Genomic DNA, 16,364 nt, shown 5'->3' on the forward strand with positions numbered 1-16,364 from the left:
GCTCCTCGAAGAGGGGTTCAGTTACTATATAACACGCGGCGGCAAGCAGGAGGTCCAGGCATGACGACAGGGCAGGGCAGCGCGGCGGAAATGCCGGAGGAGCTGGCGCGGGCACTGGCGGGGGCCGAGGCGCGCTGCCTGCGCGCCGGCGCGCAACTGACGGAGCTGCGCCGGCAGGTGCTGGCCCTGGTGCTGGAGGCGGAGCAGCCGCTCGGCGCCTATGCGCTGCTCGACCGGCTGAAGGCGCAGCGGCCCGGCGCCGCGCCCCCTACCGTATATCGCGCGCTGGATTTCCTGCTGGAGCAGGGGCTGATCCACAAGGTGGAGCGGCTGAACGCCTTTGTCGGCTGCGTCGAGGCCGGGTACGATCATGGCGGCGGGCATGACCACCACCATCCCCACCAGTTCCTGATCTGCCGCGACTGCGGCGTGACGGTCGAGATCAGCGACCCGGCCGTGGCGCATGCCCTGGCGGATGCGGCGGCGCGGGTCGGCTTCCGGGTTGGCAATGCGACGGTGGAAGTGGAAGGGTTCTGCGCTGCCTGCGCGACCCGGCCGCCGGAGGCGGCCGGGGCTTAGCTTCCCGCGGCGGCCAGGCCGGCGCTCAGCTCAGCGCTTCGGCTGCGCCTCGGGCAGCGAGGCCGGCGGCGCGTTCTTCTCCGGCTCCTTCCTTGACCGGCGGCGCTTCAGGCTGAACAGCAGCAGGGACCGCCCGGTGACCGTGTAGGTCCCGCCGATCGGGAACTCCGGCTCCTCCTCCTCGTCCTCGCCATTGACGTTGGTGTCGAGCAGCCGCACCCAGCACACGCCGTCCGAGCTTTCGGGCAGGGTGAAGTCCACCGCCTCGTGATAAGCGTTGAGGATCAGCAGCAGCGTCACGTCATGCGCGGCGACGCGGATGCCGCTCTCCTGGGCACGCCCATCCAGTATGCGGGCGAAGCAGCGCGTGTTGGGATCGTCCCAGTCGGCGCTCTCCATCTCCTCGCCGCCGGGCTTGTACCAGGAGAGCCCCTTGACGCCGCTGGCCTCGTGATGCTGGCCGGACAGGAAACGGGACCGGCGCAGTATCGGGAAACGGTTGCGCAGATCGGCGAGGCGCTGGGTGAAGGCAACGAGACGCTTGCCCTTGTCGTCCCAGTTCCAGTCGAGCCAGGAGATCTCGTTGTCCTGGCAATAGGCGTTGTTGTTGCCCTGCTGCGTGCGCCCGAACTCGTCGCCCGCCAGCAGCATCGGCGTGCCCTGCGAGAGATAGAGCGTGGCGAGCATGTTCTTGATCTGCCGCTCGCGCACGTCGTTGATCTCGGGGTCGTAGGTCGGCCCTTCGGCGCCGTAATTGTAGGAGTAGTTGTGCGAATGGCCGTCGCGGTTCTCCTCGCCATTCGCCTCGTTGTGCTTCTCGTTGTAGCTGACGAGGTCGTTCAGCGTGAAGCCGTCATGCGCGGCGAGGAAGTTCACGCTGGCCCAGGGACGGCGGCCATGATGGTCGAACAGGTCGGCCGAGCCGGAGAGCCGGCTGCCGAGATCGGCGGCCTTGCCTTCCTCGCCCACCCAGAAGGCGCGCACCGTGTCGCGGTACTTGTCGTTCCACTCCGCCCAGCCCGGCGCGAAATTGCCGACCTGATAGCCGCCCGGTCCGATGTCCCAGGGCTCGGCGATCAGCTTCACATCGGCCAGCACCGGGTCCTGCATGCAGGCCTTGAGGAAGGCCGACTGGTCGTCGAAGCCGTGCGGCTCGCGTGCCAGGATGGTGCCGAGGTCGAAGCGGAAGCCATCGACATGCATTTCGTTGACCCAGTAGCGCAGGCTGTCGTTCACCATCTGCAGCACGCGCGCGTGGCTGAGGTTCACCGTGTTCCCGGTGCCGGTGTCGTTGATGTAATAGCGCTTCTGGTCGGGCAGCAGGCGGTAGTAGCTGGCGTTGTCGATGCCCTTGAAGGAGAGCGTCGCGCCGCGCTCGTTGCCCTCGGCGGTGTGGTTGTAGACCACGTCCATGATGACCTCGAGCCCCGCGTCATGCAGGCGGGCCACCATCTCCTTGAACTCGGCGAAGGCGAAGTCCGGCGTGCGGGCATAGCGGCGGGCGGGCGCGAAGAAGCCCAGGGTGTTGTACCCCCAGTAGTTGGTCAGCCCCTTGTTCAGCAGATAGTCGTCGTTCAGGAAGAAGTGGATCGGCAGCAGCTCGACCGCGGTGACGCCCAGCGACTTGATGTGCCGGATGACATCGCGGGTGGCGAGCCCCGCATAGGTGCCGCGCATTTCCTCCGGGATCAGCGGGTGCCGCTTGGTGACGCCCTTCACATGCGTCTCGTAGACCAGTGTGCGCTCCCAGGGGATGCGCGGGCGGCGGTCGTTGCCCCAGGTGAAGGCGGGATCGACCACGCGGCACTTCGGCATGAAGCGGGCACTGTCCCGCTTGTCGAAGGAGAGGTCCTCGTCCTTGTGGCCGATCGTGTAGCCGAACAGCGCGTGGTCCCACTTCAGGTCGCCCACATGGGAGAGGGCGTAGGGGTCCAGCACCAGCTTGTGCGGGTTGAAGCGGTGGCCTTCCTCCGGCTCATAGGGCCCGTGCACGCGATAGGCATAGACCGTGCCCGGCCGCGCATCCGGCAGGAAGCCATGGAACACCTCATTGGTGTATTCCGGCAGTTCGATCCGCTCCAGTTCCGTCTTGCCGGAGGCGTCGAACAGGCACAGCTCGACCTTGGTGGCATTGGCGGAGAACAGGGCGAAGTTGACGCCCAGGCCGGTCCAGGTGGCACCGAGCGGGTTCGGGCGTCCTTCGGAAATTCGGGAAACGTTAATGGCAGGCGGCACGGGGGGGATACCTCGGGTGAAAGCGCAACGGAATAGACGCGCCAGAGGCCGTCGGGTTGCCGCAGCTTCATCCTTCCCACGCGGAGGTGCGCGCGGGGCGGGGAGGCGGCCGGCCTCCCCGCCGGTGCTTCAGCGCGGCAGGCCGTCCAGCCCGGCTGCGAGGTCGGCGATCAGGTCGTTCGTGTCCTCCAGCCCGATATGGAAGCGCACGGTCGGCCCCTCCAGTTCCAGCGCACCGGCGGCGGTGCGGGTGATGTGGTTGGTCGTGGGCAGCGCCAGGCTCTCATAGCCGCCCCAGGAGGCGCCGATGCCGAACAGCTTCAGCCCGTCGACCACGGCGTTGATCTGCTCGGGCGTGTAGCGCGGCTGGAACACCACGCCGAAGAGCGAGCAGGCGCCGGTGAAGTCGCGCTTCCACAGCGCGTGCTGGGGATGGCTGGGCAGGGCGGGGTGCAGCACCCGCAGCACCTCGGGGCGGCCCTCGAACCACTTCGCCACCGTCAGGCCGGCCTCCTCCTGGTGCTTCAGCCGCACCGCCAGGGTGCGCAGGCCGCGCAACGCCAGCCAGCAGTCATCCGGGCTGGCATAGTGGCCGATCTCGCGCGCGGCGCCGGCAATGGTCGCCCAGTCCTCCGGCGTGTTCACGGTCACGCTGCCGAGCAGCACGTCCGAATGGCCGCCGACATACTTGGTCAGCGCCTGGATGGAGACGTCCACGCCCTTGGTGAAGGGCTGGAAGTGATGGATGCCCCAGGTGTTGTCCATCAGCACCTTGGCGCCATGCGCATGGGCCGCCTCGGCGAGCGCCGGGATGTCCTGCATCTCGAAGGTGTGGCTGCCCGGGCTCTCCATATAGAGAACCTTGGTGTTCGGCCGCAGCAGGGCGCGCAGCCCCTCGGCGTCGATGGCTGGATCATAATAGGTGGTCTCGATGCCGAAGCGGGCCAGCATGCCGTTGGCGATGCGGCGCACCGGGCCATAGACGGAATCCGGCACCAGGCAGTGCTCGCCGGCCTTCAGATAGGCCATCAGCGGCAGGCTGCAGGCGGCGAGGCCGGTGCCGACGATCAGGGCGCGCGTGCCGCCCTCGATCTCCGCCACCATGTCCTCCAGCGCGTAATGCGTCGGGCCGCCGGCGGTGCCGTAGGTCATCACCTGCTCCAGCGAGCGGGCACCCAGCGCACCGCGCGCCTCGCAGGAGGGGTAGAGCACGGTGGAGCCGCGATGCACCGGCGGGTTGACGAAGCCATGCACGCGGGTGCCGGCGCGGCCGCCATGCGACATGCGGGTGGCGAAGCTTTCACCCTTGTGCTTCGCGTCGGGGGGCAGGTTGTCGGGCATCAGGGCGTGCTTTCCTTCGGCGTTTCGGGGCGGCTGGCCCACTCGGTCCAGGAGCCGTCATAGACGGCAGGCTCGGGCAGCCCGGCACGCACCAGGCCGAGCGCCAGGATACAGGCGGTGACGCCGGTGCCGCAGGAGGTGACCAGCGCCTTGCTGCCGTCCGCTCCGGCCTGGGCGAAGCGGGCGCGGAGCTGCTCGGGCGGCAGCATGGTGCCGTCCGCGGCCAGCAGGTCGGTCGCCGGCACGCTGGCGGCGCCGGGCATGTGGCCGGAGGGCAGGCCGGGCCGCGGCTCAGGCGCCGTGCCATCGAAGCGGCCCTTGGCGCGCGCGTCCAGGATCAGCGCCGAGCGGTCCGCGACGATCTGCTTCACGTCGCCGATGCCGGCGAGGCGGCGGGCGATGAAGTCGGCCCAGAAGTCCTGCTGCGGCACCGCGTGCGCCGGGCCGGTCTCGGTCTGGCGGCCTTCCTTCAGCCATTTGGGCAGGCCGCCATCCAGGACGGCGGCCTGCTCATGGCCGAAGAGGCGCATCAGCCACCAGCCGCGCGCCGCCGAGAACAGACCTTTCTGGTCGTAGAAGACCACGCGGTGGCGGTTCGAGATGCCCAGCGCGCCGAGCTGGCGCGAGGCCCGGCCCGGCGTGGGCGCCATGTGCGGCAGGTCGGTCTCCGGGTCGGCGACCGCGTCGATGTCGAAGAAGCCGGCGCCGGGGATATGCGCCCGCGCGAACTCGGCCAGCGCGTCCTTCGGCTCGTTCGGCAGGTATTTGGTGGTGTCGAAGACCAGCAGGTCCGGCGCGCCCAGCTCGGCGGCCAGCCATTCGGTGGAAACGAGGTCCTGCATCGCCCTTACCCTTCCAGCACCAGATAGACCCGGCGGTTCTGCCTGCCCTTGTTCTCAAGCTTGGTGACGGTGATGGCGCCGATCTCCCCGGTGCGCCGCACATGCGTGCCGCCGCAGGGCTGCAGGTCCACCGGCGTCTCCTCCGGCCCGATGCGCACCAGCCGCACCTGGCCGGCGCCGCGCGGCGGCTTCACCGAGAGGGTGCGCACCAGGCCGGGATTCTCGTCCAGCTCCGCCTCGGTGATCCAGCGCTCGCCCACCGGATGGTCGGCGGCGGCGAGGGCGGTGAGCTGCTCGGAGAGCCACTCCTTCGTCGGCGGCTCGGCGAGATCGAAGTCCAGCCGCGAGCGGTCGGCGCCGATCTGCCCGCCGGTGACGCCAGCGCCGGGAATCAGCGAGCAGAGCAGGTGCAGGCTGGTGTGCATCCGCATCAGCCGGTGGCGGCGCTCCCAGTCCAGCGCGGCGGTCACCTCGGTGCCGGGGGCGGGCAGGGGGGCGCCCTCGGCCGGCTTGTGCAGCACGGTGCCGCCCTCCCCCTTCACGGCATTGGCGACCGGCATCTCCCCATCGGCTTCCCCATTGGCCCAACGGAGCCAGCCGGTGTCGCCGGGCTGGCCGCCGCCCTGGGCGTAGAAGACGGTGCGGTCCAGCACCACCCCGTCCGGGCCGGCGGAGAGCACCTTGGCGCGGCATTCGGCGGCATAGGCGTCGGTGCGGAACAGCATTTCGGTCATCAGTCGGACGTCCATTCAGCGTTGAGGCGCGGCGCGTTGATCTGCAGCCACATCAGGGCCAGCGCCGCGGGGCTGTTGCGGATCTCGTTGCGCGCGACCTGGGCGAAGGCCTCCTCGGCCGGCAGCAGCACGAGGCGGGTCTCCTCATGCTCGTCGGCGAGGCCCCGCGTACCGGGGGCGGCGGTCTCGGGCAGGCGCACGCGGCCGCAGAAGAAGTGCAGCACCTCGTCGGCGCCGCCCTGCATGGTCATGAACGCGCCGATCTTCTCGATCCGGTCGGCGGTGAAGCCGGTCTCCTCCTGCAGCTCGCGCCGTACGGTGGCCTCGGGGTCCTCGCCCTTCTCCAGCAGCCCGGCCGGGCATTCCCGCATGATCGGCTCCTCGCCCGCAGCCAGGGCGGGCAGGCGGAACTGCTCGATCAGCGCGATGCGGCCGCTCCAGGGGTCATAGGGCAGGATCAGCGCGCCATTGCCGCGCCGCCACATCTCCCAGGTGAGCAGGCCGGAGGGCGTTCCGTCGGCGCGGCGATAGCGGAAGCGCACGCGCTGCATGGGGAAGCGGCCGTCCCAAACCACCTCGTCGCTTTCGGGGATGTAGAGCGGATGCGCCGGCACCGGGGGTGCCTTCGGCGGTCTGGCCTTCATGCGGTGGGCAGCCTAACCTCGACAGTGAAACGCCACGATCATGAGCCGCCCCATCCCCATCGTCCATGCCCCGCCGCCCGAAAGCGACGCGGGCGCCGCGCGCCGCCGGGCCATTCTCTCCGTGATGGGCGCCGCCGCAACCTTCGCCCTGGCCGCCGCGGCGGTGAAGGCGCTGGGTGGGGCGATTCCGGTCATGCAGGTCATCCTGTTCCGCAACCTCTTCGCCGTTCCCGTCCTGCTCGGGCTGGCGCTGGCCTCGGGAGTGCCGGGGCAGCGCTGGCGCGTGCTGGCCACCCGGCAGCCATGGGCGCATGCGCAGCGCACCTTCTATGGGCTGGTGGGCATGTTCGGCAGCTTTTACGGCTATGTCCACCTACCGCTCGCCACCGTGACGGCGCTCGGCTTCACCATGCCGCTGTTCCTCACCGCGCTCTCGGTGCCGCTGCTCGGGGAGAAGGTGGGCTGGCGCCGCGCCAGTGCGGTGCTGGTCGGCTTCCTCGGCGTGCTGGTGATGCTGCGCCCCGGCCTCGGCACCGCGCAGCTTCCGCTGGCGGCGGTGGCGGGCGTGCTGGCCGGGGCGGTGGCCTGGGCCATGGCGATGATCACCATCCGCCGCATGGGCGAGCGCGGTGAATCCGGCGCTACCATCGTGCTTTGGTTCGCGCTCGGCGGCTGCCTGATAGGTGGCGCGCTGGCGGTGCCCGACTGGGTCTGGCCGACGTCCGCGCAATGGATGCTGCTGGCCTTCATCGGGCTGGTCTCCGCCCTGGCGCAACTGCTGATGACGGCGGCCTACCGCAGCGGCGAGACGACGCTGATCGCCCCCTTTGAATACTCCGGCATCATCTGGACGATGGGCCTGGGCATCCTGCTCTGGGGCGAGCAGCCGGTGGCCTGGGACTTCCTCGGCATCGCCGTGCTGGTCGTCTCGGGCCTCTACATCTGGCAGCGCGAGGCGCAGCTGCGTGGCTGAGGTCGGGGGAGGGCACGCCTCCCCCGGCCTGTCCGCTCAATTGCCGAAGCGGTTGGACTTCGGGAAGCCGTTCGGCGGCAGCTTGCCCGCCCCGGCGCGGTTGCCGCGCCAGGTGGTGAGGTCGCTCTCCATCCGCACCCGCTCGCCGATCCGCCAGGTCAGGCCGGCGCTGGCGGTGAAGACCTTCACATCGGCCATGCCACCGTCGCGGTAGCCCTGCAGCGCCACGCCGCGCCCGCGCACCATCTCCGGCACCTGCTCCAGCGGGAAGACCAGCAGCTTGCGGTTCTCGCCGACGATGGCGACGGTATCCCCCTCGACCGGCACGCAGGCGGCGGCCTCGTTGGGCGGGTCCACCGTCAGCACCTGCTTGCCCGTGCGCTTCTCGGCCAGCAGGTCTTCGCTCTTGACCACGAAGCCGCGCCCGTCGCGCGCGGCGACGAGGTACTTGCGGCTCTCCTGCCAGACGAAGAGGTCCACCACCTCGTCCTCGTTGGTAAGGTCCACCATCAGGCGCACCGGCTGGCCGTCGCCGCGGCCGCGCGGCAGGGCGTCGGCCTTGATGGTGTAGCACTTGCCGTTGGTGGCGAAGAGGCAGAGCCGGTCGGTCGTCTCGGCATGGAGGGCGATGCGCAGCCGGTCGCCCTCCTTGAACTTGTGCTCCGTCTCCATCGGCACATGGCCCTTGAGCGCGCGGATCCAGCCCTTCTCCGAAAGGATCACGGTGATCGGCTCGCGCTCGACGAAGGCGCGCTCGTCGATCACCACGGCGGCGGGAGCGGCGTCGATGGTGGTGCGGCGCTTGCCGAGCGCGGTCTCCTCGCCGAACTTCTGCCGGGTCTCCTCGATCTGCTCGGCCAGCTTCTTCCAGCGCGCCTTCTCGCTGCCCAGCAGCGCCTGCAGCGACTTCTGCTCCGCCGAGAGCTTCTTGTGCTCCTTGCGGATCTCCATCTCCTCCAGCTTGCGCAGGCTGCGCAGCCGCATGTTCAGGATCGCTTCGGCCTGAACGTCGGTCAGCCCGAAGGTCTGCATCAGCACCGGCTTCGGGTGGTCCTCCTCGCGGATGATGCGGATCACCTCGTCCAGGTTGAGATAGGCGATCAGGTAGCCGTCCAGGATCTCCAGCCGGCGGGCGATGGCGTCCAGCCGGTGCTGGCTGCGGCGCACCAGCACCTCGTGCCGGTGGTCGAGCCAGGCGCGCAGCACCGCCTTCAGCCCCATCACCTGCGGGGTCCGGCTGGCGTCCAGCACGTTCATGTTGAGCGAGACGCGGGATTCCAGCGGCGTGGCGCGGAACAGCGTCTCCATCAGCACCGCGGGCTCCACCGTGCGGCTCTTCGGCTCCAGCACGATGCGGACGACATCCGTGCTCTCGTCCCGCACATCGGCCAGCAGGGGAAGCTTCTTCTCCTCCATCAGCGCGGCGATCTGCTCGATCAGGCGCGACTTCGCGATCTGGTAGGGGATCTCGGTGACGACGACCTGCCAGGTGCCGTTCTTCAGCGCCTCCTTCTCCCAGCGGGCGCGGATGCGGAAGCCGCCGCGCCCGGTGGCATAGGCCTCGCGCACCGCCTCCGCGCTCTCCACCAGCACGCCGCCAGTGGGAAAGTCCGGGCCGGGCAGGTGGCGCAGCAGGTCGTCGATCTCGGCCGCCGGGTTGCGGATCAGTTCCAGCGCGGCGGCGCAGAGCTCGCCCGCATTGTGCGGCGGGATGGAGGTCGCCATGCCGACCGCGATGCCGTTGGCGCCATTGGCCAGCAGGTTGGGGAAGGCGGCGGGCAGCACGATCGGCTCCCGCTCCTCGCCATCATAGGTGGCGCGGAAATCGACGGCGTTCTCCTCGATCCCCTGCAGCATCACCTGGGCGATCTCGGTCAGCCGCGCCTCGGTGTAGCGCATGGCCGCGGCGTTATCGCCGTCGATATTGCCGAAATTGCCCTGGCCCTCGACCAGCGGGTAGCGCGCCGCGAACTCCTGGGCGAGCCGCACCATGGCGTCGTAGATCGCCGCGTCGCCATGCGGGTGGTATTTGCCCATGACGTCGCCGACGATGCGGGCGCATTTCTTGAAGCCCGCCGCCGGGTCCAGCTTGAGCTGGTGCATCGCCCAGAGCAGGCGGCGATGGACCGGCTTCAGCCCGTCCCGCACATCCGGCAGCGAGCGGGCCGTGATGGTGGACATGGCATAGGCCAGATACCGCTCCGACAGGGCCGCCGAGAGGGTGGTCGGCTTCACGGCCCCGCCTTCGGGCAGCGTCGCGATGTCGTCGGGCATGGGCGGAACTCCTGGCAGTCTCGGCACGATCTCGGCGGGCCCGGGCTAGCGCAGCGGCGCCGCGCGCGCCAGGGGCAAGGCGTGCGGGCCAGAACATAGCAAGAACTCAAGGTCAGGCAAGCAGTCTCACGATTTCGCAAGAAGCGGCCGGGAGCGGATGACGAGCTTGGCCGAAGCGGCCATTGTCCTGTGATCGTACACGCAGGCGCCGTGACCAAGAAAACCAAGAATTGCAGCGGCGCACGGGAGAAACGGAATGAGTGCAAGCGTCGAAGGCATTGCGCGCCCGGAGCGGGCGCCCATCGACGATCCCTACCACCTCACGCCTGACGCCGTCATGGAGCCGCCGGTGGGCTGGGCGCATTCGCTGCGCCATCTCGGCCCGGGGCTGATCCTCAGCGCCTCCATCGTCGGCTCCGGCGAGCTGATCGCCACCACCACGCTGGGCGCCACGGCGGGCTTCGCCCTGCTCTGGATGGTCATCTTCAGCACCTTCGTGAAGGTGGCCGTGCAGGTCGAGCTGGCGCGCTGGACCATCTCCACCGGCCAGCCGGCGCTCACCGGCTACAACAAGGTCGGCCCGCATCTCGGCCGGCTCGGCTGGGTGAACGTCCTCTGGGCGCTGATGGCCCTCTCCAAGGTGTTGCAGATGGGCGGCGTGGTCGGCGGGACCGCCATGGCGCTGTCCATCCTGCTGCCGCTGGGCGGCCCTCCGCTCGGCATGGTCTCGCTCGGCCTCTGGACGGTGATTGTCGCCGGCGGCAGCATCGCGCTGCTCTATTCCAACAGCTACAGCCTGATCGAGCGCGGCGCGACGGCGCTGGTGGTGATCTTCTCCTTCGTCACCATCGTCATCGCCGCCGGGCTGCCCTTCACGCCCTACGCCTACTCGATGTCCGACATCGCCAGCGGCCTCACGCTCAGCATCCCGGCGGGCGCGATCGGCGCCGCCATCGCCATGTTCGGCATCACCGGCGTCGGCGCCGACGAGCTGACCTTCTACACCTACTGGTGCGTCGAGAAGGGCTATGCCCGCCATGTCGGCCCGAATGACGGCAGCGAGGCCTGGCAGCGCCGCGCCAAGGGCTGGATCGGCGTGATGTACAAGGACGCCTTCGTCTCCTGGTGCATCTATACCTTCGGCACCCTGGCCTTCTTCATCATGGGCGCCTCGGTGCTGGCGCCGCAGGGTCTGGTGCCGCAGGGCAACGAGATGCTGACCGCGCTCGCCCGCATGTACACGGACACGCTGGGCGAATGGGCCGGCACGGTGTTCCTGGTGGGCGCCGTCGCCGTGCTGGGCTCCACCCTCTGGGCGGCGGTGCCGAGCTGGGCGCGGATGTACACCAACCTGCTCGCCGTGATGGGCGTGCTGGAGTGGCGGAACACCGGGGATCGCCTGCGCTGGATCCGCATCTTCACCATCGGCCTGCCGATCGTCTGGGGCGCGGCCTACCTGTTCATCCGCTCCCCGGTGCTGATGATCCAGATCGGCGGCGCGGCGACCGGCATCTTCCTGCTGGCGGCGGTGGTGGCGGTCTGGCATCTGCGCCGCACCGAGACGGACCCGCGCCTGCATGGCGGCCCGGCCTTCAACGGACTGCTGGTGGTGAGCAGCATCGCCATCGTGGTGCTCGGCTTCTACACTGCGCTGAGCGCCGTGGGCGTGGTGTAACGCCCCGCGGGCATGGCAGGGGGGGCGGGGCACCGCCTCCCCCCCTTTCCCTTTCCGGCCGGGTACCCTCTTGCCGGGTGCATCACCCCGGAGAGGCGCGAACCTGCCACTCCGCCAGCCCCGCTAAATCCGGTGAGCCGGGCCAGCGGCGCGCATCTCCTCCAGCACCGCCGCCAGCCGGCGCACACCGCCCCTGATCTCCCGCTCGTCCAGGCTTGCATAGCCCAGGATGAGGCCCGCCCGATCCGGCCGCTCCGTCGCCGCGGAGGGATCATAGAGCGGCGTGACGGGATGGACCCCGAGGCCCTGGGCGCTGGCTCGCAGCGCCAGTTCCACCTCCTGCCGGCGGGGCAGATCCGCCAGCCAGGCGACGAGGTGAAGGCCCGCATCGGCGCCTTCCACGGCAACGCGGTCCCCCAGTTCCGCCGCCAGCGCCGCCAGCAGGGCGGCACGACGCTCGGCGTTGCGGCGGCGCATCCGCCGGACATGGCGCTCATAGGCGCCGCTGGCGATCAGCGCGGCCAGCGCGTCCTGCTCCAGGCCGGGCGCCTGGCGATCCGCCAGCCGCTTCGCCGTGGCGAAGGCCGGCCGGAGGGCGGCCGGCACGACGAGGTAGCCCAGGCGCAGCAGCGGTGAGAGGGTCTTGGAGAAGGTGCCGAGATAGATCACGCGGGAGGCGCCGCTCAGGGCCTGCAGCGCCTCGACCGGGCGGATGTCGAAGCGGAACTCGCCATCGTAGTCGTCCTCGATGACATGGGCGTCCATGCGCGCCGCCCAGGCCAGCAACTCCTGCCGGCGGGCCACCGACATGACGCTGCCCAGCGGAAACTGGTGGGAGGGGGTGACGTAGGCCAGCCGCGCCGCCGCCGGCAGGCGATCCGTCCGCATTCCCTCCCGGTCCACCATGATCGGCAGCAGTCTGGCTCCGGCCGCCGCGAGCGTCTGCCGGGCGAGGAGATAGCAGGGATCCTCGATCACGGCCCGGTCGCCGGGGTCGAGCAGCAGCCGGGCGCACAGGTCCAGGCCCTGCTGGGAGCCATTCACGACGATGATCTGGTCCGGCTCGCAGCGCAGGCCGCGCGCCCGCCAGAGATAGCCCTGCAAGGCCACCCGCAACGCGGGCGTTCCGCAGGGATCGCCGTAGCGGAGGCGGTCGGGGCGGTGCAGCAGGGCGGCGTTCAGCGCACGTCTCCATGCCAGCGTCGGGAAGTCCGCCGCGGCGAGATCGCCATAGCGGAAGTCGATTGCCGGCTGCCGGCCGGGGAAGGGGCCGGGGGCGCCAAAGCCGGCGATGCGCTGGCCGAAGGCGGAAAGGCGGGCCGGGCCGGCGGGCGGGGACAGGCCAGGCGCTTGCGCATGCGGGCGCAAGCCGCGCGCGACACGGGTATGCGCGCCCGGCCTGGTTTCCAGGTAGCCTTCCGCCAGCAGCTGCTCGTAGGCCGCCGTGACGGTGGTGCGGGAGACGCCCAGCTCCATTGCAAGCGCGCGGGTGGAGGGAAGGCGTGCGCCGGGGCGGTAGGTTCCAGCCGCGATCTGCGCCTTGATCGCCTCGCCGATCCGCTGCCGCACCCTGTCCTTGCCGCCGCCCGACTGGCCCACGCGTTCTTCCCGAAACTGGCCTTCGCAGATGGGCCAGTCTGAAGGTATTGCAGGAGGGCAGCAAGGAGAGGCGCCATGTACATCCCGCCCGCTTTCCGCGAGGACGATCCTGCGGCCCTGCATGCCCTGATCCGGGCAGCGCGCCTGGCGAACTTCATCACCGCCACCCCGGCGGGGCTGATGGCGACGCCGCTGCCGCTCTTTCTCGACCCGGAGGAGGGAATGCATGGCGTGCTCTACGGGCATCTCGCCAGGGCCAATCCGCAGTGGAAGGCCGCTCCGGCGGGTGACGCCATGGCCATCTTCATGGGGCCGGAAGCCTATGTGACGCCCTCCTGGTACGCCACCAAGCGCGAGACAGGGAAGGTGGTGCCGACCTGGAACTACGTGGCCGTGCAGGCCTGTGGGCCCGTGGAGTTCTTCGAGGACACGGACCGGCTGCTCGGGGTGGTCACGCGGCTGACGGAGCGGCACGAACAGCAGCGCGCCGGGCCCTGGGCGGTGAGCGACGCGCCGGAAGCCTTCATCCGCGCGCAGTTGCGGGGCATCGTTGGGCTGCGCATGCCGATCACGCGGCTGGAGGGCAAGCGCAAGATGAGCCAGAACCGCAGCGCCGAGGATCGCGCCGGGGTGCGCGAGGGCCTGGGCGCCAGTGACAATGTGGCGGAGCGCGCCGTGGCCGCGCTCATCCCGCGATGACGGGCAGCGGGCGTGTCGCCGACAGGTGTCAGCGTCGCGCCTGCGCCTCTTCCAGCAGCCGGGTGAGCAGCTCGATCTGCCGCTGCTGCTGTTCCAGCAGGGCGGCGATCTGTTCGGCGCGCATCCGGTCGAACTTCTCGTGCAGCGCCATGATCTCGATTTCGGCCTTCAGGTTGACCTCGTAGTCGTGCGCCGCGTCCAGCCGGTCCTTCGCCACCTGCCGGTTCTGGCTCATCATGATGATCGGCGCCTGCAGGGCGGCGATCATCGAGAGGATCAGGTTCAGGAAGACGAAGGGGTAGGGGTCGAAGGGCTGCCGCAGCAGCGCCGCGTTCACGCCCACCCAGATGCCCAGCAGCAACAGGCTGAGCAGGATGAAGGTCCAGGAACCGCCGAAGGCCGCAACCTTGTCGGCCACCCGGTCGCCGAAGCTCAGCCGCCCGGAGAAGACCTCGTTGGTGTCGCGCGAGAGCGGCCGCCGCTCCAGCGCGCCGGTGAGGGCGCGGTGCTCCGCTTCGCCGAGGGTCCGCCCGGCGCCGAACCAGCGCCGCGCGGCGGTGGCGAAGTCAGGGTGGGTCTGCTGCATCGTCGCGCTCTCCGCCGGCCTGGCGAGCGCGGTTTATTCCAGCCGCCCCGGCTGCCTGCAAGCGCCGCCGCGAAGGCTGGGGCGTCTCTGCTGGCCAAGAATTGACAGGTTTACCTTCCAGCCGAGCCTGTACCTCGCGGCCCATGCGCTCCACACCCTCCGCTTGCGGCGACCAATGCCCCGGAAAGCCGGCGGTTGAGCCGTGGTGAGACAGTGGACTGATCCGGTAAGGAGAGAGGCATGAAGGCTGTCCTGACGGCCGCGGTAATCGTCGCGTCGCTGGCATGGTGCGGGCCATCGCATGCAGCGCCCCCACCTTCCGAGCGCTATGCCGACCAGAAGGTCGTCTATCATAACGATGGCGGCCCGAACACCATGTCGATCGTCAAGCGGCTCTACCTGATGGTCCGCGGGCTCGTGTCCCAGGAGGACGTCACCGGCGAGGCGAACGAACCGTACTTCCAGGGCCTGCTCGGCAACATCCGCAACCACATCAATGCCGTCGGGAAGGATCACGTGCAGATCCGCGTGGTCGATCATTCCTCCGGCGTCGAACTGTTCAAACTTGCCAACCACGATAAGGCCCTGGCGGCCAAGATGGACGCGCTCCGCGCCGACGGCGTGCGCTTCCTGATCTGCGCCAACACGCTGAATGCCGCCCATATCGACTGGCACCAGCTCCATGGCGTCAGCGAGGAGGACATCGTGCCGAGCGGCGTCGCCGAGATCGCCAGGCTGGAAGGCATGGGGTACGTCTACATCCACCCCTGAGCGGTCGCCCCTGAGCGGCGCCCGTCCCCGTCGGCTCAACCGGCCGGGATGACGTGGCCTTCGCGGAACCAGGCGCCGAGCGCCAGCCAGGGCCGCGCATCCCAGAAGCGGCTGGCCTGGCCGGAGGTGGAGGGCAGCACCCAGACCGGCGGGAAGCCCGCCGGTCCCTCGTTCCGCCCGTATTGCAGAGCGCCGGTGCGGCGGCCGAGGAAGGCGGCGGCCGGCGCCTTGGCGGTGAAGGCCAGCGCCGCCGGCCGCACCGCCCGGATGCGCGCGGCGAAGCCTGCCGGATCATAGGCGCCGGGCGGCAGTTCGTCGTCATTGCCGGCGGCGTGCTTGGCCATGTCGGTCAGCCCGATGCCGAGGCCGAGCAATGACGGATACTCCGCCGGCGCCAGCCTGCGGGGCGTGAAGCCGGCCTGGTGCAGGATGGACCAGAAGCGGTTGCCGGGATGCGCGTAATAGGCCCCCCGCGCGGCGGAAACCGCCCCGGGCGCCGAGCCGCAGAAGACCAGCCGCAACCCGGGGGCCAGCAGGTCCGGCAGCACCGGCTCAGGCATTGGCGGCGGCCTCCTCGGCGGGCGGGGGAAGCAGGGCGGCGATGCGCGCCTCCAGCCGCTCGCGCGCCGGCGGCAGCGGATGGTGCCGGGCGCCGAAGGCGTCGCGGGCCAGGAAATGGCCGGTCAGCCGCAGCCCGGCGAGCCATTGCGCCGGGTCCGTCTCCGCCTGCCCGCCGAGCAGGAAGGAGGGCAGGGGCAGCAGCCGGTCACGGTAGGGCTCGGCCGCTTCGGCGCTCACCACCCGCCCGCTGCGGGGGGAGACATGGGTCAGGTGCTCGCGGCTGCCGGTGACGGCACAGGCGGAGAGATCCAGCCCATAGCCCAGCACCTCCAGCAGCAGCGCCTCCCACCGCACATAGTCCGCCAGCAACGCCGTGGCGCCGCGGCTGAGATGCGCCATCAGCGTCAGCAGGCCGGCGAAGACGCGCGGCTGCGCCTCCCGCTCGGGCAGGGCGCCGGCGGCCAGGGCGCAGGCGGAGTTCAGCAGGGCGAGGCTGAGCGGGTCATCCATGGCCAGCGCGGCGGAGGGATGCACCATCTCGCCGGTGAAGGCGCCGAGCTGCTCGGGCAGGCGGCCGATCCAGCGGACCTCCACCAGGTTGCCCGGCTGCCACAGCCCGACCTGGGCGCGCGAGCCGCCACCCTTGGCCAGCCCGGCATGCCGCCCATGCTCCTCGGTGAGCACCGAAATCACGGCACCACCCTCGCCATGCGGCCGGGTTTCAAGCACGATGGCGGGGGCCTGCCATTCCATGGGGTGCCTCAGCGCACCACCGGAACGGAGGCGCCAGGTGCCGCAGGAATCTCGCAAGCCGTCATCGGCGCAGGCCCTTCAGGTGCTCGTCAGGCCCC

At 70.2% G+C, this 16,364-nt stretch carries 15 protein-coding genes; 5 read left to right on the forward strand and 10 right to left on the reverse strand.

Translation table 11 applies throughout. From position 1 onward, the window contains the following. The first annotated feature begins 60 nt into the window (after positions 1 to 60). Entirely contained in the window at positions 61 to 579 is a 519-nt protein-coding gene (locus QMO56_RS03020) for a Fur family transcriptional regulator (RefSeq protein WP_283523557.1), read from the forward strand. Between the two features lie 30 nt (positions 580 to 609). Here QMO56_RS03020 and glgX read toward each other — a convergent pair whose 3' ends face one another. The 5 genes from glgX to QMO56_RS03045 form a co-directional block, all read right to left on the reverse strand. Next, positions 610 to 2,814 (reverse strand): glycogen debranching protein GlgX, encoded by a 2,205-nt coding sequence (gene glgX / locus QMO56_RS03025; RefSeq protein WP_283523558.1) that lies wholly within the window; start codon positions 2,812 to 2,814, stop codon positions 610 to 612. 129 nt (positions 2,815 to 2,943) lie between these two features. Beyond that, complete coding sequence (gene metC / locus QMO56_RS03030) at positions 2,944 to 4,155, reverse strand: cystathionine beta-lyase (RefSeq protein WP_283523559.1); 1,212 nt, start codon at positions 4,153 to 4,155, stop codon at positions 2,944 to 2,946. Then, positions 4,155 to 4,997: a sulfurtransferase gene (locus QMO56_RS03035; RefSeq protein WP_283523560.1), complete on the reverse strand. Its 843-nt coding sequence runs from the start codon at positions 4,995 to 4,997 to the stop codon at positions 4,155 to 4,157. The genes metC and QMO56_RS03035 overlap by 1 nt, the downstream gene beginning before the upstream one ends. A gap of 5 nt (positions 4,998 to 5,002) precedes the next feature. After that, positions 5,003 to 5,731: an alanyl-tRNA editing protein gene (locus tag QMO56_RS03040; protein WP_283523561.1), complete on the reverse strand. Its 729-nt coding sequence runs from the start codon at positions 5,729 to 5,731 to the stop codon at positions 5,003 to 5,005. Beyond that, a complete protein-coding gene (locus QMO56_RS03045; RefSeq protein ID WP_283523562.1) occupies positions 5,731 to 6,375 on the reverse strand; it encodes an NUDIX domain-containing protein in 645 nt (214 codons plus the stop codon). Before QMO56_RS03045 ends, QMO56_RS03040 begins: the two co-directional genes overlap by 1 nt. A gap of 40 nt (positions 6,376 to 6,415) precedes the next feature. Between QMO56_RS03045 and QMO56_RS03050 the strand changes: the two genes are divergently transcribed. Then, positions 6,416 to 7,348 (forward strand): DMT family transporter, encoded by a 933-nt coding sequence (locus QMO56_RS03050; RefSeq protein ID WP_283523563.1) that lies wholly within the window; start codon positions 6,416 to 6,418, stop codon positions 7,346 to 7,348. A 36-nt stretch (positions 7,349 to 7,384) separates the two neighbouring features. On the opposite strand, the gene parC is transcribed toward QMO56_RS03050, so the two are convergent. Then, complete coding sequence (gene parC, locus QMO56_RS03055; RefSeq protein WP_283523564.1) at positions 7,385 to 9,622, reverse strand: DNA topoisomerase IV subunit A; 2,238 nt, start codon at positions 9,620 to 9,622, stop codon at positions 7,385 to 7,387. A 256-nt stretch (positions 9,623 to 9,878) separates the two neighbouring features. Here parC and QMO56_RS03060 point away from each other — a divergent pair, with 256 nt between their 5' ends. Continuing rightward, positions 9,879 to 11,297 (forward strand): Nramp family divalent metal transporter, encoded by a 1,419-nt coding sequence (locus tag QMO56_RS03060; protein ID WP_283523565.1) that lies wholly within the window; start codon positions 9,879 to 9,881, stop codon positions 11,295 to 11,297. Between the two features lie 123 nt (positions 11,298 to 11,420). Here the strand turns inward: QMO56_RS03060 and QMO56_RS03065 are convergent, their stop codons facing one another. Further along, positions 11,421 to 12,896: a PLP-dependent aminotransferase family protein gene (locus tag QMO56_RS03065; RefSeq protein WP_283523566.1), complete on the reverse strand. Its 1,476-nt coding sequence runs from the start codon at positions 12,894 to 12,896 to the stop codon at positions 11,421 to 11,423. A 75-nt stretch (positions 12,897 to 12,971) separates the two neighbouring features. Between QMO56_RS03065 and QMO56_RS03070 the strand changes: the two genes are divergently transcribed. After that, positions 12,972 to 13,595 (forward strand): FMN-binding negative transcriptional regulator, encoded by a 624-nt coding sequence (locus QMO56_RS03070; RefSeq protein ID WP_283523567.1) that lies wholly within the window; start codon positions 12,972 to 12,974, stop codon positions 13,593 to 13,595. 28 nt (positions 13,596 to 13,623) lie between these two features. Here the strand turns inward: QMO56_RS03070 and QMO56_RS03075 are convergent, their stop codons facing one another. Continuing rightward, positions 13,624 to 14,181 (reverse strand): DUF1003 domain-containing protein, encoded by a 558-nt coding sequence (locus QMO56_RS03075; RefSeq protein ID WP_283523568.1) that lies wholly within the window; start codon positions 14,179 to 14,181, stop codon positions 13,624 to 13,626. Positions 14,182 to 14,421: 240 nt separating this feature from the next. Here QMO56_RS03075 and QMO56_RS03080 point away from each other — a divergent pair, with 240 nt between their 5' ends. Then, positions 14,422 to 14,952 (forward strand): DsrE family protein, encoded by a 531-nt coding sequence (locus tag QMO56_RS03080; protein ID WP_283523569.1) that lies wholly within the window; start codon positions 14,422 to 14,424, stop codon positions 14,950 to 14,952. 35 nt (positions 14,953 to 14,987) lie between these two features. Here QMO56_RS03080 and QMO56_RS03085 read toward each other — a convergent pair whose 3' ends face one another. Both QMO56_RS03085 and recO read right to left on the reverse strand, forming a co-directional pair. Beyond that, positions 14,988 to 15,512 carry a mismatch-specific DNA-glycosylase gene (locus tag QMO56_RS03085; RefSeq protein ID WP_283523570.1) on the reverse strand — a complete coding sequence of 175 codons (525 nt, stop codon included), beginning with the start codon at positions 15,510 to 15,512 and terminating at the stop codon, positions 14,988 to 14,990. Then, positions 15,505 to 16,266 (reverse strand): DNA repair protein RecO, encoded by a 762-nt coding sequence (gene recO / locus QMO56_RS03090; RefSeq protein ID WP_283523571.1) that lies wholly within the window; start codon positions 16,264 to 16,266, stop codon positions 15,505 to 15,507. Before recO ends, QMO56_RS03085 begins: the two co-directional genes overlap by 8 nt. Positions 16,267 to 16,364 lie beyond the last annotated feature (98 nt).

It is taken from the genome of Roseomonas sp. E05 (assembly GCF_030063475.1).
Classification (GTDB): domain Bacteria; phylum Pseudomonadota; class Alphaproteobacteria; order Acetobacterales; family Acetobacteraceae; genus Pseudoroseomonas.